Genomic DNA, 18,940 nt, shown 5'->3' with positions numbered 1-18,940 from the left:
CTCTCAGCCTCCCTCGCGGATCTGCCGGCCCGTGAGCTTGAGGAACAGGTCTTCCAGGTTGGCGGGACGGTGGAAGGTACGCAGCCGGCCGGGGCCGAACTGACTTTCCAGCGCGTCGAGCAGCGCCCGTGCCTGGTGGGTGTAGAAGAAGACCGTTTCGCCGCTCACTTCCACGCGCGCGGCCAGCCGCGCCGCGGGCGAGTTGGCCAGCGACGGTGCGTCCGCGCCCTCGCCGGCCTGGCCGAACACCTCCACCACCTCGGGCTCCAGGTGCTGCGCGATCAGCTCGCGCGGGCGGCCTTCGGCGATCTTGCGGCCGTGGTCGATCACCAGCAGGCGCGAACACAGGCGCTCGGCCTCGTCCATGAAGTGCGTGGTCAGCAGGATGGACTTGCCCTGCTGCAGCAGCGTCTGCAGGCGCTCCCACATCAGGTGGCGCGCCTGCGGGTCCAGGCCCGTGGTCGGCTCGTCGAGGATCAGCAGCTTGGGGTCGTTGACCAGCGCGCGCGCCAGCGACAGGCGCCGGCGCATGCCGCCTGAAAGTTCACCCGGCTTGGCATCGGCCTTGTGCGCGAGCGCGGCAAAGTCCAGCAGCGGCGCGATGCGCGGCGCAAAGGCGCGGCGCGAGAAGCCGAAGTAGCGCGCATACACCACCAGGTTCTCGGCGCAGCTGAAGTCCGGGTCCAGCGCGTCGTACTGAGCCACCACGCCCAGCTGCGCCTTGATGGCCCGCGCATCCTGCGGCATGCGCAGGCCGCCGAGCGCCTCGATGCCGCCGCTGTCGGGCGCCGTGAGGCCCAGGCACATGCGGAGGGTGGTGGTCTTGCCCGCGCCGTTGGGCCCGATCACGCCCAGGCATTCGCCGGGCGCGATCTCGAAGCTCAGGTCGTCCACCACCGTGCTGGCGCCATAGCGCTTGTGCAGGTGGCGGGCGCGCAGCAGCGGCGCCGCGGCGGTGGGGGAGGACGGGGGCAGATCGGAGCGCACGCCGCATTCTGGCAAAGGCCGGTGCGGCGGCCGCGTCAGCGAAGGGCGCTCGCCGGCCCCAGCAGGCGCAGCAGGTTGGCACGCCCCACCTGGGCCTGCGCGGCGGGGCTGAGCTGCGCGAGGAAGTTCTGCACGCTGGCGAACTTCATCTGTTCGCTGGCGGCGTCGCGGTGGCTCGCATCGGTGCCGATGAGGAAGCGCTCGGGCTGCGACTCGATCAGCGCCAGCCATTCGGGCCAGACCTCGCGGCCGTCGCGCAGCAGCGTGAACTCCGGCGAGCGCGGATGCCGCGGCCAGGTGCGGGCACTGAGCTCGTAGTAGAGGTTGGGATGCTGCGCCAGCATGCGCCGCGCCAGGATCAGCGGCGTGTAGCCGCCATGCGCCCAGATCACCGGCACGTCCGGGAACTGCGCCAGCAGCGTCGACAGCTCGGCCATGCGGGTGGATTCCACATGCAGCATCACGGGCACGCGATGCCGGCGCGCCAGCGCCATGATGCCCTCCATCACGGGGCCGGACAGGGCGTAGTCGGTCTCGGCGAAGCCGGCTGATTCGAAATGCACGGCGTTGATCTCGCCGATGCCGCGGTAGTGGCCGGTGGCCAGCAGCGCGTCCAGCTCGGCCAGCAGCGCCGCGCCATCGCCCCCGGCCCAGGCCGGGCGGTAGGCCCGCCGTTCGGGCGAGATGGACGCAAAGGCGATGAAGCGCCCCGGGTGCTGGCGCGCGGCCTCGGCCACCGACTCGTTGCTGCTGCGCCCGCCCCAGAACACCACCGCCTGTTCCGCGCCGAAACGGTCCATCAGCGCGAGTTGCATCTGCGGGTCGTTGAGGTGAACGTGGGCATCGATGAAGGGAATGGGCTGGGCCTGCGCGGCCGCGGCCCCCGCCAGTGCGTGCACGAGGGCGGATGCGAGCGGCAGGGCGAAGCGCCGAAGGCGAAGAAGGGCGGGCAGACGGTTCATGGCCGGCGCAGCATAAAGAAAGACGCGAAGCGCCGCCATGGGGCGCCCCAGGGGGCCGGGCCCGGCGCGAAGCCCGACAATCGCGGCTTTTCCCCGCCTGGCTTCCTGCTCTTGTCCTCTTCTTCCCTTCACGCGGTCCATGCGGCCCATGCGGCCCTGGGCCTGCGCCCCGAACTGCAGCAGGCCGCCGCCGACCGGGGCCATGCCGCGCCCACGCCCATCCAGGCCGCGGCCATCCCCGTGGCCTTGCAGGGGCGCGACCTGCGCGCCATGGCGCACACGGGTTCGGGCAAGACGGCCGCCTTCGCGCTGCCGCTGCTGCAGCGCTGGCACGAAGGCCCGCGCCACCGCTCGCGCCGCGCGCTGCACAGCCTGGTGCTGGTGCCCACGCGCGAGCTGGCCACGCAGGTGGCCGAAAGCATCGCGGCGCTCGCCGTCCACCTGCCCGAGCGGCCGAAGGTGGTGCGGGCCATCGGCGGCGTGTCCATCAACCCGCAGCTGATGGCGCTGCGCGGCGGCGCCGACATCGTGGTCGGCACGCCGGGCCGGGTGCTGGACCTGGCGGATCACAACGCACTGCGCCTGCACGAATGCGCGCTGCTGGTGCTCGACGAGGCCGACCGGCTGCTGGACCTGGGCTTTGCCGACGAGCTGCAGCGCATCCTCGATGCACTGCCCGCACGGCGGCAGAACCTGCTGTTTTCGGCCACCTTCGCGCCGCGCACGGCGCAGCTGGCCGACGCGCTGCTGCACGACCCGGTGGCCGTGGTGGCCGCCGCGCCGACGGCCGCGCTGCCGCTGATCACCCAGCGCGCCATCGAGGTGGACGCGGGCCGCCGCACCGCGCTGCTGCGCCACCTGATCGCGCAGGAAGGCTGGCGCCAGGTGCTGGTCTTCGTGGCCACCAAGCATGCCTGCGAGACCGTGGCCGACAAGCTGCGCAAGGGCGGCCTGGCGGCCGAGCCGCTGCATGGCGTGCTGGGCCAGGGCAAGCGCACGCAGGTGCTGGCCGACTTCAAGGCCGGGCGCGTGCAGGTGCTGGTGGCCACCGACCTGGCGGCGCGCGGCATCGACATCGCGCAGCTGCCCGTGGTGGTCAACCATGACCTCGCGCGTTCGCCCACCGACCATGTGCACCGCATCGGCCGCACGGGCCGCGCGGGCGTGCGCGGCGTGGCCGTCAGCTTCGTGCCGGCGGCGGCCGAGGCGCATTTCCGCCTGATCGAAAAGCGCCAGGGCCTGCGCGTGCCGCGCGAGCGCATCGCCGGCTTCGAGCCCGTGGAGGCGCCGCCCGCCGATGCGCCCGCGCCGGGCGGCGGCATCAAGGGCCGGCGGCCCAGCAAGAAGGACAAGCTGCGCGCCGCCGCAGCCGCTGCGAATGCGGCCGCCGTGCGCCGGGGCGAGGGCGGCGGCGCATGAGGCTGGACTACCTGCTCTTCGAAGCCAGCGAAGGCGACGACGGCGTCGGCCTGTTCGAGGCCATGGCCGACGTGCCCGCAGCGCGCGCAGGCGCGGTGCAGGCCGAGGTGGATGCCGTGCTGGCCTGGGCCACGCGCCACTTCGGTGCGGTGCGTGGGCCCGTGGAGGAGGGCGGCGAATGGGATGCGCACCTGGAGATTGCCGACACGGCGGACGGCCGCCGCAGCTTCACCTTCAGCGTGGCGGGAACGCCTGCCTTCTGCGCGGCCTTGGCCGACGCCTTCGAGACGGACCGCCCGGACCTTTGAGCCCCGGCGGCCCCGCGGCCGCGCCCGAACGAATGGCGCCTGGCCGCCTTACTGCGGCACCAGCCCCGCCGCCTTCACCAGTTCCGCATGGATGCGGATGTCCTCCGAGATCGTCTGCCTGAGCGGCTTCGGGTCGTCCAGCGCGGGTTCCATGCCGGACTCGATCAGCCGTGCGCGCGCCTCGCCCTGCAGCGCGGCGCGGACCGACTGCTGCAGCTGGTCCAGCACGGGCTGCGGCGTCTTCGCGGGCGCCAGCAGGCCGATCCAGGCCGACAGCACCAGCCGATCGATGCCGCTTTCCTTCATGGTCGGCACCTCGGGCAGGATGGCCGAGCGCTGTTCGCTGAGCACGCCCACCGGATGCAGCTTGCCGGCCTTGATGTGGGGCAGCGCCTCGGGGATGGGCGCGAACACCATGTCCACCGTGCCGGCCATCAGGTCGGTGATGGCCGGTGCGCCGCCCTTGTAGGGCACGTGCAGCATGCGCACGGCGGCGCGGCTTTCGAACATCAGGCCGGCCAGGTGCTGCGGGCTGCCGTCGCCCGAGGAGGCATAGGTCAGCTGGCCGGGCCGGGCCCGGGCGGCGGCCAGCACATCGGCCACCTGGGCGTAGCGCGACTTGTGGCGCACCACCAGCACCATGGCCTGGTTCACCAGCTTGGCCACGGGCGCGAAGTCGGTCTCGGGGTCGTAGGGCAGGGTCTTGAAGATGCTCTTGTTGGTGGTGAGGAAGGAGGCGGGCGACACCATCAGCGTGTAGCCGTCGGGCGCGGCGCGCGCCACCGCCGGCACGCCGATCTGGCCCGAGGCGCCGGCGCGGTTGTCGACCACGAAGGGCTGACCGAGCTGGTCGCCCATCTTCTGGCCCAGCAGGCGCGCCACCATGTCCACGCTGCCGCCGGCCGGCAGTGCCACGATGAGCTTGACCGGCCTGTCAGGGTAGCGCGCCGGAGCCTGGGCCTGGGCCGGCGCGTGCAGCGCGGCGGTGCCCAGTGCAGCCAGCACCAGAAAGTGACGGAAGAGGAAGCGAGCCGAGGAGCGCCGTGCGGTCATGAGAAGAGCCACCCAAGTGAATGCCTGCGGACCAAGCGGATTCTGTGCCAGCACGCGGCGGGTGTCTGCGCTTCGGCGCCCGCGCGAACCGGGCCCGGAGTTGGGCGCGGAAACGAAAAAGGCTCCTTGCGGAGCCTTCTCAAGCCGGCCCGGCGAGGCCGGGCCTTCGGCGAAGCAATTACTTCTTCTTGGCCTTCACGGCGGCCTTCTTGGTGACCGTGGTCTTCTTGGCGGCGGCCTTTTCGGCGCGGCGCTTGGCGGCCTTGGGGTCCACGGCATCCTTGAAGGCGGCGCCCGGCACGAACTTGGGCACCTTCTGGGCCGCGATCTTGATCTTCTCGCCGGCTTGCGGGTTGAAGCCGGTGCGCGCGGCGCGTGCCACTTGCTTGAAGCTGCCGAAGCCCACGAGCTGGACGGCGTCGCCCTTCTTGACGGCGTTCACGATGGCTTCGGTCACGGTGTCCAGCACGCGGCCGGCTTCGGCCTTGGAGAGCTGGTGGGCCGTGGCGATCTTTTCAACGAGTTCTTGACGGTTCAATTGAGACTACCTCTTTGCTTTGATGATGACGCCGCGCTGCCAGATGCAGTTGCCGGGGCAGCGCGGCTGCGCCCAGTGTAGTGGAGGTTGCGCGGCCTTCTCCTGCGCAAAAGCCGCTTCGACAGCGGGAATGCGCCGATTCGGTCACCGAATGCGGCATGGACAGCCGCGCCGGCGGCCGCCATGCGCGCGCGGGCCTCACTGGAACGCGACTTCGGCGAAGCTGCGCAGCTTGCGGCTGTGCAGCCGGCTCGCGTTCTGGCCGCGCAGCAGCTCCACCGCCTTCATGCCGATGCGCAGGTGCTGCTCCACGCGTTCGCGGTAGAAGTGGTTGGCCATGCCGGGCAGCTTGATCTCGCCATGCAGCGGCTTGTCGCTCACGCACAGCAAGGTGCCGTAGGGCACGCGGAAGCGGAAGCCGTTGGCCGCGATGGTGGCGCTTTCCATGTCCAGCGCCACGGCGCGGCTCTGGCTGAAGCGGCGCTGCGGCTCGTTGTCGGGCAGCAGCTCCCAGTTGCGGTTGTCGGTGCTGGCCACGGTGCCGGTGCGCATGAGCGCCTTGAGCTCCGGGCCCTGGCAGCCCGTCACCGTGGCGACGGCTTCCTCGAGCGCGAGCTGGATCTCCGACAGCGCCGGGATCGGCACCCACAGCGGCAGTTCCTCGTCGAGCACATGGTCCTCGCGCACGTAGGCGTGGGCCAGCACGTAGTCGCCCAGCTGCTGCGTGTTGCGCAGGCCGGCGCAGTGGCCCAGCATCATCCAGGCATGCGGGCGCAGCACGGCGATGTGGTCGGTGATGGTCTTGGCATTGGCCGGGCCGACGCCGATGTTGACCATGCTGATGCCGCTGCGGTCGGCGCGCACCAAGTGGTAGGCCGGCATCTGCGGCAGCCGGCCCGGCGGCGTGCCCTGCAGGCCGTGCAGCAGCTCGGTGAAGTCGCCCGCCGCCTCGGCAGGCAGGCCGCGCCGGCGCGTGATGACGTTGCCGGGTTCGATGAAGGCGATGTACTCGCTGTGTTCATCGGCCATGGCCTCGTGGCCCAGGCGCACGAATTCGTCGATGTAGAACTGGTAGTTCGTGAACAGCACGAAGTTCTGGTACCAGAAGGGCAGGGTGCCGGTGTAGTGGCGCAGGCGCTGCAGCGAATAGTCCACGCGCGCGCCCGTGAACAGCGCCAGCGGCTCGGCCTCGCCGGGGGCGGTGCGGTGGGTGCCGTTGGCGATGCCGTCGTCCATGGCGGCCAGGTCGGGCAGGTCGAACACCTCGCGCATCAGCGTGCGCCGCGCGGCGTTCATCGTGCCTTCGATGTGGTCGTTCTCGCCGAAGGAGAAGTGGATCGGGATCGGCTGCGTGCTGGTGCCCACCTCCAGCTCCACCGGGTGGTTGGCCAGCAGCAGGCGGAACTGCTGCTCGTAATAGCGCGCGAACAGGTCGGGCCGCGTGAGCGTGGTCTCGTAGCGGCCCGGGCCGGCCACGAAGCCGTAGCTCAGGCCGGCGGTGACGGGCGTGGCGTGCCGCGTGTTGGTGTGGGTGTGCACGCGCACGAAGGGGTAGCAGGCGCGCACGCGGCCGGGCAGGTCCTCGCCGGCGACGAAGCGCTGCATGGACGTGCGCAGGTGCTGGATGGCCGTGTCGTAGATGTGCCGCACCTGGGCCAGCGCGGCCGCGGGGTCGGTGAAACGCAGGGGGGCGACGAAGGGCGGCATGTAGGGCATGGCGGCATTGTGCCGCCGGGCGACGGCGGCGGCGACGGGCTGCGCGCCCGGCATGCGCTGCCGCGCCGGCTCAGCCCGCCATCGGTTCGCGCAGCGTCACGAACTCCTCGGCCGTGGTGGGGTGGATGCCGAGCGTGCTGTCGAACTGCGCCTTGGTCGCGCCCGCGTTCATGGCCACGGCGAAGCCCTGCACGATCTCGCCCGCCTCGGCGCCCACCATGTGCAGGCCCACCACGCGGTCGCTCTTGGCCTCGACCACCAGCTTGATGAAGGTGCGCTCGTCGCGGCCCGAGAGCGTGTGGCGCAGGGCCTTGAAGTCGGTGGCGAAGACCCGCACCCCCTGGTCGCCGAACTTCGCGCGCGCCGCGGCTTCCGTCAGCCCGCACGTGCCCACGCCGGGATGCGTGAACACGGCGGTGGGCACGTTGTCGTAGCGCATGCGCCGCTCGTTCCTGCCGAAGAGCTGGTCCACCACCACCATGGCCTCGGCCAGCGCCACGGGCGTGAGCGCCAGGCGGCTGCTCACGTCGCCGATGGCCAGCACCGAAGGCACGCTGCTGCGGTATTGCGCATCGACCACCACGGCCCCGCGCGCGTCCAGCTTCACGCCGGCCGCTTCCAGGCCCATGCCGGCCGTGTTGGGCTTGCGGCCCGTGGCCAGCAGCACCGTGTCGGCCTCGATCTGCTGCCCGCGCGCGAGCATGGCGACCAGGTGGTCGCCTTCGCGCCGCAGCGTCTCGACCTGTGCCGTCATGCGCAGGTCGATGCCCTGGCGGCCCATTTCGCGCGCCAGCGCCTCGCGCACGTCGTCGTCGAAGCCGCTCAGGATGTGGGGGCCGCGGTTGACCAGCGTCACCTCGGCCCCCAGCGCATGGAAGACCGAGGCGAACTCGCAGCCGATGTAGCCGCCGCCCATGACGAGCAGGCGTTTCGGGAAGCGCGGCAGGTCGAACATCGCGTCCGACACCACGGCCAGCTCGCGGCCCGGCAGGTCGGGCGCGGAAGGCATGCCGCCGGTGGCGATCAGGATGTGGCGCGCGGTATGGCGCGCCTCGCCCACGCGCACCGTGTGGCCGTCTTCCAGCTGCGCCCAGCCCTGCAGCGTTTTCACGCCGGCGCCGTCCAGCAGCTTGCGGTAGACGCCGTTCAGGCGCGTGATCTCCTTGGCGCGCTGGCGCTTGAGCGTGTCCCAGTCGAAGCGCGGCGCCTCGGGCAGCGTCCAGCCATAGCCGGGCGCTTCGTCGAAGGCGGTCGCGTAGCCCGCGGCATAGCTGTAGAGCTTCTTGGGCACGCAGCCCACGTTGACGCAGGTGCCGCCCAGTTCGGCGCATTCGGCCAGCGCCACGCGCGCCCCGGCCTGGCCGGCCATGCGCGCCGCGCGCACGCCGGCGCTGCCGCCGCCGATGACGAAGAGGTCGAAGTCGTAGGGGGTGCGCATGGGCAGCGTTCTCCTAAAGGGGGCTGCCACTGTAGCCCGCTCGCGTTCTTCCCAGCTGGCGAGCGCAGCGAAGCCCCCAGGGCACCCGTGGAACCGGCTGTGCCGGGCCGCCGGGGTCTTGCAGACCACGCGAGGCCAGACCAGTGACCTCGCCCTTCGCCAGCCTCAAAGGTTCGCCGGTCCTTTTGAGTGCGGGGCTCGACCGGCCTGGGGTTGCGGCGCTTACTTGTACAGAAGCTGCGGCAGCCACAGCCCGATCTGCGGCCAGATGTACAGCAGCACGATGGCCAGGATCTGGATGCCCATGAAGGGGATCATGCCCAGGAAGATCTGGTTCAGTGTCACGTGCGGGGGCGCCACGCCTTTCAGGTAGAAGGCCGACATGGCCACCGGCGGCGACAGGAAGGCGGTCTGCAGGTTCAGCGCCACCAGCAGCCCGAAGAACAGCGGATCCACGCCGAAATGGTCCAGCAGCGGGATGAAGATGGGCATGAAGATCACGATGATCTCGGTCCACTCCAGCGGCCAGCCGAGCAGGAAGATCACCACCTGCGACAGCACCATGAACTCGAGCTGCGTGAGGTTCATCGACAGCACCCAGCGCTCGATCAGCTCCTGCCCGCCCAGCAGCGCGAAGGCGGCCGAGAAGATGGCCGAGCCCACGAAGAGCCAGCACACCATGGCCGAGGTCTTGGCCGTGAGGTAGACCGATTCCTTGATCATCCCCATGTTGAGCCGGCGGTAGGCGCCCGCGAGCAGGAAGCCGCCCGCGGCGCCCATGGCCGCGGCCTCGGTGGGCGTGGCCAGGCCGAAGACGATGGTGCCCAGCACCGCCAGGATCAGCACCACCAGCGGGAAGAAGGAGCCCAGCAGCATCTTGAAGATCTCGAGCCGGGCGAAGCTCAGGAACAGGTAGAACAGCGCGGTGGCGGCGCCCAGTACGGCGAACATCACCCACCACCAGGTGGGGGCGGGCTGGCGCTCGGCGGCGGTCGTGCCCTCTGCTGCAGCGGCCTGCGTGGCCGCAGGGAGCTCGCTCACGCTGGAGCTACCGGGGATCGGCGCCGCGCGCTCGGCGCCCGGGGGCTCCTGAACGCCGCTGCTGCTTTCCGTGTGGCTTCCCGGAGGCTCCTGCAGCGCGCCGCCGGCCTCTTCTTCCTGCGGCGGTTCCTGCAAGCCGCCGGAAGAAGGCGGCTCCTGCAGGCCGGTGCCCGAGGACGACGAATTGCCTTCGCCCGAGAAACCGATGGGCTGGATGTCGTAGACGGCCTCCACCGGCACCGTGGTCACCGCGCGCCAGGTGCCGGTGGCCAGCACCAGGAAGATCAGGCCCGGCAGCAGCACCAGCGCGAGCTGGCGCAGCACGTAGCCCGTGGGCACGTCGGCATTGCGCCTGCCCTTCAGCGCCTGCAGCAACTGGCGCGGCGCGTACTGCTCGCCGCGCGCGGGCAGCGCCTGCAGCTGGGGCGGCAACTGCACCTGCCGGTCGGCCGCGGACAGGGGCGGCGCCCAGTGCGGCTTGAGCTTGGCCATCAGGATCACGTAGCCCACATACAGCGCGGCCAGCATCAGGCCGGGGAAGAAGGCGCCAGCGTAGAGCTGCACCACCGACACGCCGGCCGTGGCGCCGTACAGGATCAGCAGCACCGAGGGCGGCAGCAGGATGCCCAGGCAGCCGCCGGCGGTGATGGCGCCGGCCGCCATCGGCGTGCTGTAGCCTGCGCGCAGCATGGCCGGCAGGGCCAGCAGGCCCATCAGCGTGACCACCGCGCCGACGATGCCGGTGGCGGTGGCGAAGATGGTGCAGGTGACCAGCGTGGCCACCGCCAGCGAGCCCGGCACGCGCGCCATCGCCAGGTGCATGCTTTTGAAGAGCTTCTCGATCAGGTTGGCGCGCTCGACCAGGTAGCCCATGAACACGAAGAGTGGCACGGCGATCAGCACGTCGTTGGCCATGCTCTTGTAGGCCGCCTGCACCATGAGGTCCAGCGTGCGTGGGATGTCGCGGTCGTAGGCCAGCCAGGTGAAGATCATGCCCATGCCCATCAGCGTGAACGCCGTGGGGAAGCCCAGCATGATGGCGATCACCACCAGCGAGAGCATCAAGAGGCCCAGGTGGCCGTGGGTGATGGTCTCCACGCCCAGCAGCAGCCAGATGATCGAGGCGACCACCAGGCCCATGATGGAGAAGCCGAACCAGAGTTCCTTGCGCATGGCTCAGGCCCTCCCCTGGTTGGAGCCGGCGGCCTGGCCCGCCGCCAGTTCGCGGTCCAGCGCGGCGATGTCGCTGTCTTTGACGTGCACCATCTCCTTGAGCTTGTCCACGTCGACCTCGACCACGTCGTCGCCGCGGCGCGGCCAGGCCCCGGTCTTCAGGCAGATGACGCAGCGCGCGATCTCGGCCAGCCCCTGCAGCAGCAGCACGGCGCCCGCCAGCGGGATCACGAACTTGAACGGGTACAGCGGCAGCGGCGTGGCCGAGAAGGTCTGCTCGCGGATCGCCAGCGATTCCTGTGCGTAGGTCCAGCCGGCCCAGGTCATCGCGATCACGCCGGGCAGGAAGAACAGCAGATAGAGCGTGAAGTCCACGCCCGCCTGCGCGCGCGGGCTGAAGAAGCCGTAGAGCACGTCGCCGCGCACATGGCCGTTCTTGCTCAGCGTGTAGGCGCCGGCCAGCATGAAGAGGGTGCCGTAGAGCATGATCTGCGCGTCCAGCACCCAGGCATGCGGGTTGTTCAGCGCGTAGCGCGAGAACACCTCCCAGCTGATCAGGACCGTGAGGCCGACCACGGCCCAGGCCGCGACTTTTCCGATGAAGGTCGATATCGCATCGACGCCGAGCAAGAGTTTCTGCATGGATGGGAGGCCGGCAATGGGCGCGCCGGGCGCGGCGGGGAATGAACGAAGGGGCGCCCCGTGGGCGCCCCGCTCGGCGAAAGCGCCCGGCGGGCCCGGCCACGCGGGGCCGCCCGGGCGCTTGCGGCCCTTCAGCTCTTCTTCTGCGCGAAGTAGTGGTTCCAGGCCATCTTGAAGTCGATGTCGGTGTCGTTCTTCCAGCGGCCGCTGCGCTGGGCGAACGCGCGCATGGAGTCCATCACCTTCTTGAACATCGGGTTCTCTGCGGCCTTCTTCTGTGTCACCTTGTCCCAGGCCGCGAGCTGCGCGCGCAGGATGGCGTCGGGCGTCTTGTAGAACTTCACGCCCTGCTTGGACTGCATCTCGGCATAGTCCTTGGCGTAGCGGTCGGCGGCCTTCCAGCTCATGTCGGCGCTGGCGGCTTGCGTGGCGTAGTCGATGATGGACTTCAGCTCGGCCGGCAGCGCGTCGTACTTGGTCTTGTTGAACAGCACCTCGAACTGCTCGCTGCTCTGGTGGAAGCTTTGCAGCATGCAGTTCTTGGCCACGTCGGGAAAGCCCAGCACGCGGTCGCTCGAGGCGTTGTTGAACTCGGCCGCGTCCAGCAGGCCGCGGTCCAGCGCGGGCACGATCTCGCCGCCGGGCAGCGGGTTCACGGCCACGCCCATCTCGGTGAACACGTCCACCGCCAAACCCACGGTGCGGAACTTCAGGCCCTTGAGGTCTTCCACCTTCGCGACGGGCTTCTTGAACCAGCCCAGCGGCTGCGTGGGCATGGGGCCGTAGAGCTTGGACACCACGTCCATGTTCAGGCTCTTGTAGATCTCGTCCAGCAGCTCCTTGCCGCCGCCGTAGTTGTGCCAGGCCAGCACCATGTTGGCGTCCATGCCGAAGGCCGGGCCCGAGCCCCACAGCGCCACCGCCTGGTTCTTGCCGTACCAGTAGGCGATCACGCCGTGGCCGCCGTCCAGCGTGCCCTTGGCCACTGCGTCCAGCAGCTGGAAGGCCGGCACCACGGCCCCCGCGGGCAGCACGTCGATCTTGAGGCGGTTGCCCGCCATGTCGTTGACCTTCTTGGCGAAGTCCTGCGCGAACTCATGGAAGATGTCCTTGGCCGGCCAAGTGCTCTGGAAGCGCCAGGTCGTAGTCTGGGCTTGGCTGACCATGGGCACCGAAAGGGCGCCGGCGGCCACCGCAGCGCCCTTGAGCAGGCTGCGGCGGCGGGGCGTCGTCTTGCTGTCTGTCATCGGTCTGTCTCCAATCGTTAGAGCCGGAAATCAAACGCTTCCGTGCCATTCACTTTTGATGCGATGCGCAGCGCCACCAAGAGGGTTTTCACCCGCTGGTGAAAAATGGCAGGCCCTGCGCGGCAGTCCAGGCACCCGCCTCCCACGGCAGGGCGCGCGAGTTCAGGTCAGGGGGCAGACAGGAAAGGACCGGTGCCCGGGGCGTGCCGCGCTTGATGCACTGCAATACTTCACGGCTGTCAGTTTGTTGAAAGGCATTTCCATGAATGAATCGCAACAGGCCCTGGAGCAGCCCCGGCCGGCCGAGGGCTACGCGGGCGACATCAGTCCGCAACTGGCCGCGCAGTGGCTGGCCGGCGGCCAGGCGGTGCTGGTCGACGTGCGCACCGACGCCGAGCGCGAATGGGTGGGGCAGGTGCCCGGTGCCGTGCCTCTGGCCTGGAAGCAGTGGCCCGGGATGGCGCTGAACCCCGGCTTCGACGAGGGGCTGCGCGCCGCCGTGCCGCCCGGCGCCAAGGTAATGATGCTGTGCCGCAGCGGCGTGCGCTCCATCGCGGCCGCACGCCGCGCCACCGAACTGGGCGTGGAGGCCTACAACATCCTCGAAGGCTTCGAAGGCGATGCCGATGCGCAAGGCCACCGCGGCCGGCGCGGCGGCTGGCGCTTCCACGGCCTGCCCTGGCGACAGAACTGAAACGCCCCCGGCTTCCCCGGAGTTCGGCCTGGCCGGGGGGCCGATATGATGAAAATGCTTACAACTGCGTGCGCTTGAAGTCACGCAACGCCGAGCCTCGCTCGGCTCTGGCAAAGATCGTCCGAGGAATCATCGTGGTCCCATTCCGTTCATGCAGGGGTTTGATACACCGCGGCGCCGCTGGGCCGAGGGCTGTGGCGGGACTGGCCGGCAGGGCGTCCGGCCTGGCGAAGGCGGGGGAGGGCCGGCCATGAGCGACCTGTCGGCCCTGGGCGAATGGGTGCGTCAGCGGCACGAGGCCGGCGAAAACGTCGATCAGCTGCTGGAGGCGTGCATGGGCTCGGGGTGGGACGGCGAAGTCGCCATCCGCGCCGTCGAGGAGGCTCTGGGCCGGCGGCTGTTCCCGGCCGCGCCCACGCCCTCGCCGAATTTCCGCAACCGCACCACGCTGGACGTGGGCGACCGCGAAGTGCATGTGCTGCTGTCCATGCCGCTGCCCAAGCTGCTGGTGGTGGGCAACATGCTGTCCGACGAGGAGTGCGAGGCGCTCATCGAATCGGCGCGCGGCCGGCTGGCGCCCACCACGGTGGCCGACGTGGTGACCGGCGAGATTTCGCACAGTTCGGTGCGCACCAGCCAGGGCACCTTTTTCCGCCGCGGCGAGACCGCACTGATCGAACGCATCGAGCGGCGCCTGGAGCGCTTCCTGGCCTGGCCCGCGGACTGGGGCGAAGGCCTGCAGGTGCTGCGCTATGGCGTGGGCCACGAGTACAAGCCCCATCACGACTATTTCTCCTACCTGGCCCGCAAGCTGGAAGCCGGCGAGCCGGTCAAGGACGCCGCCCAGCGCGTGGCCACGGTGCTGCTGTACCTGAACGAGCCCGAAGAGGGCGGCGGCACGGCCTTCACCGACGTGAACCTGGAAGTGGCGCCGCGGCGCGGCACGGCCGTGTTCTTTGCCTACGACCGCCCCTACCCGACCACGCGCACGCGCCATGCGGGCTGCCCGGTGCTGGCCGGCGAGAAGTGGGTGGCGACCAAATGGGTGCGCGACCGCCGCTTCGAGGAGCCGCGGCAGGGCGACAGCGGCGGCGCGGCGGCCGCGCCGGCCGGCAACGCCACCGACCACGTCTGAGCCTGCGCTGCGGTGGCGGTGGCGGTGAGCGGGCCGCGGCCGGGAATCGCCGCGGCGACCCGCCGCCGCCATCGCCGCGTGAATAATGCCGCGCATGCAAAGCCCCGACAGCGCCTTCCTCGCCATCGACATCGGCAACACGCGCCTCAAGTGGGCGCTCTATTCGCAGGGCGCGCCCGGCGCGACCGTGCTGGCGCATGGCGCGGAATTCCTGGACCACATCGACCGCCTGAGCGAAGGCCCCTGGGCCGAACTGCCGGTCACGCCCACCGCCATGCTGGGCTGCGTAGTGGCGGGCGAACATGTGCGCCGCCGCACCGAAGAGCAGATCGGTGAGGCCTTCGACTTCTCGCCGCGCTGGGCCGTGTCCAGCGTTGGCGAGGCCGGCATCACCAACGGCTACGACCACCCCACCCGCCTGGGCGCCGACCGTTTCGTCGCCATGATCGGCGCGCGCCACCGCATGCTGGCGGCGCAGGCCGGCGCCGCGCCGCGGCCCATCATCGTGGTGCTCGTGGGCACGGCCGTGACGGTGGAAGCCATCGACGCCGAGGGCAAGTTCCTGGGCGGTCTGATCCTGCCGGGCCACGGCATCATGCTGCGCGCGCTCGAATCGGGCACGGCCGGCCTGCACGTGCCCACGGGCGAGGTGCGCACCTTCCCGACCAACACCAGCGACGCGCTGACCAGCGGCGGCACCTATGCCATCGCCGGGGCCGTGCAGCGCATGGTCAAGCACCTGCGGCAGCACTGCGGGGCCGAGCCGGTCTGCTACATGGCCGGCGGCGCGGGCTGGAAGATGGCGCCTTCGATGGAGGGCGAATTCGAGCTGGTCGAGAGCCTGATCATGGACGGGCTGCTGGTGATCGCGCAGCAGCGCGCGCTGCGCGCCTGACCGTCGCAGCCGCCACGCCGCGCTGCGCTCAGGCGCTGGCGCGCAGCCCGTCCACCGCCTGGAACATCGCCTGCCGCGCCTGGCTGATCACCTGGCCCTTCCACGCGTCGGTGTCGGTGTAGAAGGCGCGGCGCATGCGGTCGCGGAGGGTGGCGGCCAGTTCGGGCGCGGCCTTCGGATGCTGGTGCAGCCAGTGGTCGCCGCGCAGCGCGGCCATCACTTCGAGCAGCGGCTCGGTGCCGTATTCGAGCGCGATGCCGGTGTATTGCGCCTGCGGGCATTCGTCATAGACGGCGTGGCACAGCAGGCCCTGGAGTTCGGCGGACGTCGAACTGCCGTCGTACATCGAGGTCACGGGCGTGGCGCCGCCGCCGCTCCACCAGGCGCTGGCGCGCGCCAGTTCGGCGGCGTCGTTGCGGCCGGCGAAGATGCGCTCGCCGTGGCCGTTCGGTCCCAGGCCCGTGTGCAGGTCGATCCAGGCGATGTGCGCGGCCTGGCCCGCGTAGCGGCGCAGCAGCTCGCGCAGCGTGCGGTTGCTCCAGGTGGGCGCCTGGCCGCCGAAGAACAGGCCGTCGCCGAACTGGTACTGCCCGCCCGACACCGCGGCCTGGAAGGCGGGCAGGCCGTGCTGCGCCATCCAGCCGTTCAGGGCCTGCTCGTCGGTAGGCGAGGGCGGCCATTGGTCGGGCAGCAGCAGCGCATGCAGGCTGGCGTAGCCTTCATTCACCGGCAGCGGCTGGCCGAAGTCGATGAAGTTGCGGTTCAGGTCCACGTTCTCCTGCGTCACGCGCCGGCCGTGCGAGAAGCCGTGCGGGTTCAGCGCATGGATGTAGAGCACCGCCACGCCCGCGTCGCGCGCCTTGGCGCGCCATTCGGCATCGTGCAGCGCGAAGACCTGCACGCCGCTGCCGCAATGGCCTTCCACGCCGTGGCAGGCACTGCTGACGACCAGCAGGCGCCGCGCATCGGCCGCACCGTCCAGCGCCACGTCCATGGCCAGCTGTTCGCCCTGCGCGCCGGGCAGCGGCAGCGGGCGCGAATCGACCGCCAGGCCCGCGGCCAGGCAGCCGCGCAGGAACTTCTGCCGCGCCAGCGCGTAGCTGTCGCTGAAGGCATCGACCACGCCGATCACTTGAAGCGCTCCGGCCGGCCTTCGAGGAAGCGTTCGGGCGGCTCGGCCAGGAAGCGCTCGGCCAGCCGCACCCACACGGTGGCGCCCAGCGGGATCAGGTCGTCGTTGAAGTCGTAGCTGGGGTTGTGCAGCGTGCACGGGCCTTCGCCGTGCAGCGCGTCGCGGTGCGTGCCGTCGCCGTTGCCGATGAAGGCATAGGCGCCCGGCCGCGCAAGCAGCATGAAGGCGAAGTCCTCCGAGGTCATGGCCGCTTCCTGCTTCAGCACGTTCTGCGGGCCCACCACCTCGGCCATCACCTCGCGCGCGAAGTCGGCCTCGGCCGGCGTGTTGATGGTCGGCGGGTAGTAGCGCTCGAAGCGGAAGTCGCATTCGGCATCGTGCGCGGCGCAGATGTGCTCGGCCACCTGGCGCATGCGCGATTCGATCAGGTCCAGCACTTCCAGCGAGAAGGTGCGCACGGTGCCCGTCAGTTCGCAGTCGTTGGGGATGACGTTGTTGGTGTCGCCCGCGTGGATGGTAGTCACCGAGATCACGGCCGAGTCGGTGGGCTTCATCTTGCGCGTGACGATGGTCTGCCAGGCCTGCACCAGTTCGCAGGCGATGGGCACCGGGTCGATGCCCGTGTGCGGCAGCGCCGCGTGGCCGCCCTTGCCGCGCACCGTCACGTAGAACTTGTTGCCCGAGGCCATCGCCGGCCCGGGGCTGACGGCGAACTGGCCGGCCTGCATGCCGGGCCAGTTGTGCATGCCGTACACGGCGTCCATGGGGAAGCGTTCGAACAGGCCGTCCTTGATCATCGCGTCGGCGCCGCCGCCGCCTTCCTCGGCCGGCTGGAAGATCAGGTACACGGTGCCGTCGAAGTGGCGGTGCTTCGCCAGGTGCTGGGCCGCGGCCAGCAGCATGGCCGTGTGGCCGTCGTGGCCGCAGGCGTGCATCTTGCCGCTGTGCCTGCTGGCATGGGCGAAGGTGTTGAGCTCCTGGATCGGCAGCGCGTCCATGTCGGCGCGCAGGCCGACGGCGCGCGTGCTGCTGCCGTTCTTCAGGATGCCCACCACGCCGGTCTTGCCCAGCCCGCGGTGGATGGGGATGCCCCATTCCGTGAGCTTGGCGGCCACCACGTCGGCGGTGCGCACTTCCTCGTAGCCGAGTTCGGGATGCGCGTGCAGGTCGCGCCGCACGGCGGCAATGCCGGCGGCCTGGGTGACGATGGAATCGATCAGGTTCATGGGAAGCAGTCTAGGCCGGCGGGCCGGAAGCTGCCATGGGAAGCAATACCGATGCCCGCAGGGGCATCGTGGGAGGCCGGCGCGCGCACGGCCGCGCGGCCGCCGCCGCCTTGCCCCACAATGCCACGCATGCCCACCCCCACCCTTTCCGCCCAAGGCCTGGAATTCGCCCAGGCGCTGGTGCGCATGAACACCGTCAGCGAAAACAGCAATCTCGCGCTCATCGACTTCGCCCGCGAGCACCTGGCCCGCCTGGGCGTGACCAGCCGCCTGACCTGGAACGCCGAGCGCACCAAGGCCAACCTCTTCGCCACCCTGGGCGAGGGCAAGCCGGCCGGCGTGATCCTCTCGGGCCACACCGACACCGTGCCGTGGGACGGCCAGGCCTGGACCGTGGACCCGCTGTCGGCCGTGGTGCAGGACGGCCCGCAAGGCCCCAGCCTGTACGGCCGCGGCGCGGCCGACATGAAGAGCTTCATCGCGCTGGCGCTGGCCAATGCCGAGCGCTTCCTGGCCAGCGATGCGCCCTTCGCGGTGCACTTCGCCTTCAGCTACGAGGAAGAGATCGGCTGCTTCGGCGTGCGCGAGCTGATCGCCGACCTGCGCGACGCGGGCATCCGGCCGCTGGCCTGCATCGTGGGCGAGCCGACGATGATGGTGCCGGCCATCGCGCACAAGGGCGTGTACCGCTACCGCTGCTGCGTGCGCGGCAAGGAGGCGCATTCCTCCCTCACGCCGCAGTCCGTCAACGCCATCGAGATGGCCGCGCGCGTGATCGGCAAGGTGCGCGACATGGCCGAAGGCTTCGAGGCCCGCGAGCCGCGCTACGAAGGCTTCGACGTGCCTTTCTCCACCGCCAGCGTGGGCCAGTTCCACGGCGGCATCGCCGACAACGTGGTGCCGCGCGACGCCGAGTTCCGCTATGAATTCCGCGACCTGCCCACCGCCGACGCGCGCGCCATGCAGGCCGAAGTGCGGGCCTATGCGCGCAGCCTGGAGCCGGCCATGAAGAAGGTGGCGCCCGACACCGGCTTCGCCTTCGACACGATCTGTGAGATTCCCAGCTTCCTCGGCGCGGCCACCGACCCGGTGACGAAGCTGGCCCTGCGGCTGTCGGGCGAGGCGCGCACCACGCTGGTCGCCTTCGGCACCGAGGCCGGCCTGTTCAAGAACGCGGGCATTCCCACGGTGGTCTGCGGCCCGGGCAGCATCACCCAGGCGCACCAGCCCGACGAGTACGTGACGATCGAGCAGCTGGCGCGCTGCGAAGCCTTCCTGCGGGGCCTGGCCGAGACGCGCGAAATTGCCTGAGGCGCTCCCTGCAGACCCCGCCG

General features: G+C 70.5%; 17 protein-coding genes. 6 read left to right on the top strand and 11 right to left on the bottom strand.

From position 1 onward, the window contains the following. Positions 1–3: 3 nt before the first annotated feature. Complete coding sequence (locus LG388_RS24655) at positions 4–987, bottom strand: ATP-binding cassette domain-containing protein (protein ID WP_370630238.1); 984 nt, start codon at positions 985–987, stop codon at positions 4–6. 35 nt (positions 988–1,022) lie between these two features. Further along, on the bottom strand, positions 1,023–1,949 hold the full coding sequence (locus LG388_RS24650) for an amidohydrolase family protein (RefSeq protein WP_225785230.1): 927 nt from the start codon (positions 1,947–1,949) through the stop codon (positions 1,023–1,025). A 111-nt stretch (positions 1,950–2,060) separates the two neighbouring features. Here LG388_RS24650 and LG388_RS24645 point away from each other — a divergent pair, with 111 nt between their 5' ends. Together LG388_RS24645 and LG388_RS24640 are read left to right on the top strand one after the other, a co-directional pair. Then, positions 2,061–3,368 (top strand): DEAD/DEAH box helicase, encoded by a 1,308-nt coding sequence (locus LG388_RS24645; RefSeq protein WP_225785229.1) that lies wholly within the window; start codon positions 2,061–2,063, stop codon positions 3,366–3,368. Next, positions 3,365–3,676: a hypothetical protein gene (locus LG388_RS24640; RefSeq protein ID WP_225785228.1), complete on the top strand. Its 312-nt coding sequence runs from the start codon at positions 3,365–3,367 to the stop codon at positions 3,674–3,676. Before LG388_RS24645 ends, LG388_RS24640 begins: the two co-directional genes overlap by 4 nt. A gap of 48 nt (positions 3,677–3,724) precedes the next feature. Here the strand turns inward: LG388_RS24640 and LG388_RS24635 are convergent, their stop codons facing one another. The 7 genes from LG388_RS24635 to LG388_RS24605 all read right to left on the bottom strand — a co-directional run bounded on the left by LG388_RS24635 (position 3,725) and on the right by LG388_RS24605 (position 12,524). Then, complete coding sequence (locus LG388_RS24635) at positions 3,725–4,729, bottom strand: tripartite tricarboxylate transporter substrate binding protein (RefSeq protein WP_225785227.1); 1,005 nt, start codon at positions 4,727–4,729, stop codon at positions 3,725–3,727. Positions 4,730–4,907: 178 nt separating this feature from the next. Next, entirely contained in the window at positions 4,908–5,267 is a 360-nt protein-coding gene (locus LG388_RS24630; protein WP_225785226.1) for an HU family DNA-binding protein, read from the bottom strand. Between the two features lie 198 nt (positions 5,268–5,465). Continuing rightward, complete coding sequence (locus tag LG388_RS24625) at positions 5,466–6,983, bottom strand: AMP nucleosidase (RefSeq protein ID WP_225785225.1); 1,518 nt, start codon at positions 6,981–6,983, stop codon at positions 5,466–5,468. A gap of 70 nt (positions 6,984–7,053) precedes the next feature. Further along, complete coding sequence (gene gorA, locus LG388_RS24620) at positions 7,054–8,421, bottom strand: glutathione-disulfide reductase (protein ID WP_225785224.1); 1,368 nt, start codon at positions 8,419–8,421, stop codon at positions 7,054–7,056. Between the two features lie 222 nt (positions 8,422–8,643). Next, positions 8,644–10,635 (bottom strand): TRAP transporter large permease subunit, encoded by a 1,992-nt coding sequence (locus LG388_RS24615; protein WP_225785223.1) that lies wholly within the window; start codon positions 10,633–10,635, stop codon positions 8,644–8,646. A gap of 3 nt (positions 10,636–10,638) precedes the next feature. Further along, entirely contained in the window at positions 10,639–11,277 is a 639-nt protein-coding gene (locus LG388_RS24610) for a TRAP transporter small permease subunit (RefSeq protein ID WP_225785222.1), read from the bottom strand. Positions 11,278–11,408: 131 nt separating this feature from the next. Further along, positions 11,409–12,524, bottom strand: coding sequence for a TRAP transporter substrate-binding protein (locus LG388_RS24605; RefSeq protein WP_225785221.1), 1,116 nt, complete (start codon positions 12,522–12,524; stop codon positions 11,409–11,411). A 262-nt stretch (positions 12,525–12,786) separates the two neighbouring features. On the opposite strand from LG388_RS24605, the gene LG388_RS24600 reads away from it, so the two are divergent. From LG388_RS24600 to LG388_RS24590, 3 genes are all read left to right on the top strand, one after another. Then, positions 12,787–13,218 (top strand): rhodanese-like domain-containing protein, encoded by a 432-nt coding sequence (locus LG388_RS24600; protein ID WP_225785220.1) that lies wholly within the window; start codon positions 12,787–12,789, stop codon positions 13,216–13,218. A 250-nt stretch (positions 13,219–13,468) separates the two neighbouring features. Next, a complete protein-coding gene (locus tag LG388_RS24595; RefSeq protein ID WP_225785219.1) occupies positions 13,469–14,353 on the top strand; it encodes a 2OG-Fe(II) oxygenase in 885 nt (294 codons plus the stop codon). 94 nt (positions 14,354–14,447) lie between these two features. Then, entirely contained in the window at positions 14,448–15,248 is an 801-nt protein-coding gene (locus LG388_RS24590) for a type III pantothenate kinase (protein WP_225785218.1), read from the top strand. A gap of 28 nt (positions 15,249–15,276) precedes the next feature. Here LG388_RS24590 and LG388_RS24585 read toward each other — a convergent pair whose 3' ends face one another. Both LG388_RS24585 and LG388_RS24580 read right to left on the bottom strand, forming a co-directional pair. Further along, a complete protein-coding gene (locus LG388_RS24585; protein WP_225785217.1) occupies positions 15,277–16,380 on the bottom strand; it encodes a M14 family metallopeptidase in 1,104 nt (367 codons plus the stop codon). Then, a complete protein-coding gene (locus LG388_RS24580) occupies positions 16,377–17,606 on the bottom strand; it encodes a M20 aminoacylase family protein (protein WP_225785216.1) in 1,230 nt (409 codons plus the stop codon). Before LG388_RS24580 ends, LG388_RS24585 begins: the two co-directional genes overlap by 4 nt. Positions 17,607–17,735: 129 nt before the next feature. Here LG388_RS24580 and argE point away from each other — a divergent pair, with 129 nt between their 5' ends. After that, positions 17,736–18,917, top strand: a complete 1,182-nt coding sequence (argE, locus tag LG388_RS24575; RefSeq protein ID WP_225785215.1) for an acetylornithine deacetylase — start codon at positions 17,736–17,738, stop codon at positions 18,915–18,917. Positions 18,918–18,940: the final 23 nt, after the last annotated feature.

Origin of the sequence: Xenophilus sp. Marseille-Q4582 (genome assembly GCF_916700565.1) — a bacterium.
In the GTDB taxonomy this organism is placed as follows: Bacteria; Pseudomonadota; Gammaproteobacteria; order Burkholderiales; family Burkholderiaceae_C; genus Xenophilus.
The sequence above is the reverse complement of the archived record's forward strand: the minus strand, read 5'-3'. Positions and strand labels throughout refer to the sequence as shown.

Bases quoted from the DNA above. Each gene is read 5' to 3' on its own strand.
- LG388_RS24650 (WP_225785230.1), bottom strand. From the start codon at position 1,949: ATGAACCGTCTGCCCGCCCTTCTTCGCCTTCGGCGCTTCGCCCTGCCG.
- LG388_RS24640 (WP_225785228.1), top strand. From the start codon at position 3,365: ATGAGGCTGGACTACCTGCTCTTCGAAGCCAGCGAAGGCGACGACGGC.
- LG388_RS24635 (WP_225785227.1), bottom strand. From the start codon at position 4,729: ATGACCGCACGGCGCTCCTCGGCTCGCTTCCTCTTCCGTCACTTTCTG.
- LG388_RS24625 (WP_225785225.1), bottom strand. From the start codon at position 6,983: ATGCCCTACATGCCGCCCTTCGTCGCCCCCCTGCGTTTCACCGACCCC.
- gorA (WP_225785224.1), bottom strand. From the start codon at position 8,421: ATGCGCACCCCCTACGACTTCGACCTCTTCGTCATCGGCGGCGGCAGC.
- LG388_RS24615 (WP_225785223.1), bottom strand. From the start codon at position 10,635: ATGCGCAAGGAACTCTGGTTCGGCTTCTCCATCATGGGCCTGGTGGTC.
- LG388_RS24610 (WP_225785222.1), bottom strand. From the start codon at position 11,277: ATGCAGAAACTCTTGCTCGGCGTCGATGCGATATCGACCTTCATCGGA.
- LG388_RS24605 (WP_225785221.1), bottom strand. From the start codon at position 12,524: ATGACAGACAGCAAGACGACGCCCCGCCGCCGCAGCCTGCTCAAGGGC.
- LG388_RS24600 (WP_225785220.1), top strand. From the start codon at position 12,787: ATGAATGAATCGCAACAGGCCCTGGAGCAGCCCCGGCCGGCCGAGGGC.
- LG388_RS24595 (WP_225785219.1), top strand. From the start codon at position 13,469: ATGAGCGACCTGTCGGCCCTGGGCGAATGGGTGCGTCAGCGGCACGAG.
- LG388_RS24590 (WP_225785218.1), top strand. From the start codon at position 14,448: ATGCAAAGCCCCGACAGCGCCTTCCTCGCCATCGACATCGGCAACACG.
- LG388_RS24580 (WP_225785216.1), bottom strand. From the start codon at position 17,606: ATGAACCTGATCGATTCCATCGTCACCCAGGCCGCCGGCATTGCCGCC.
- argE (WP_225785215.1), top strand. From the start codon at position 17,736: ATGCCCACCCCCACCCTTTCCGCCCAAGGCCTGGAATTCGCCCAGGCG.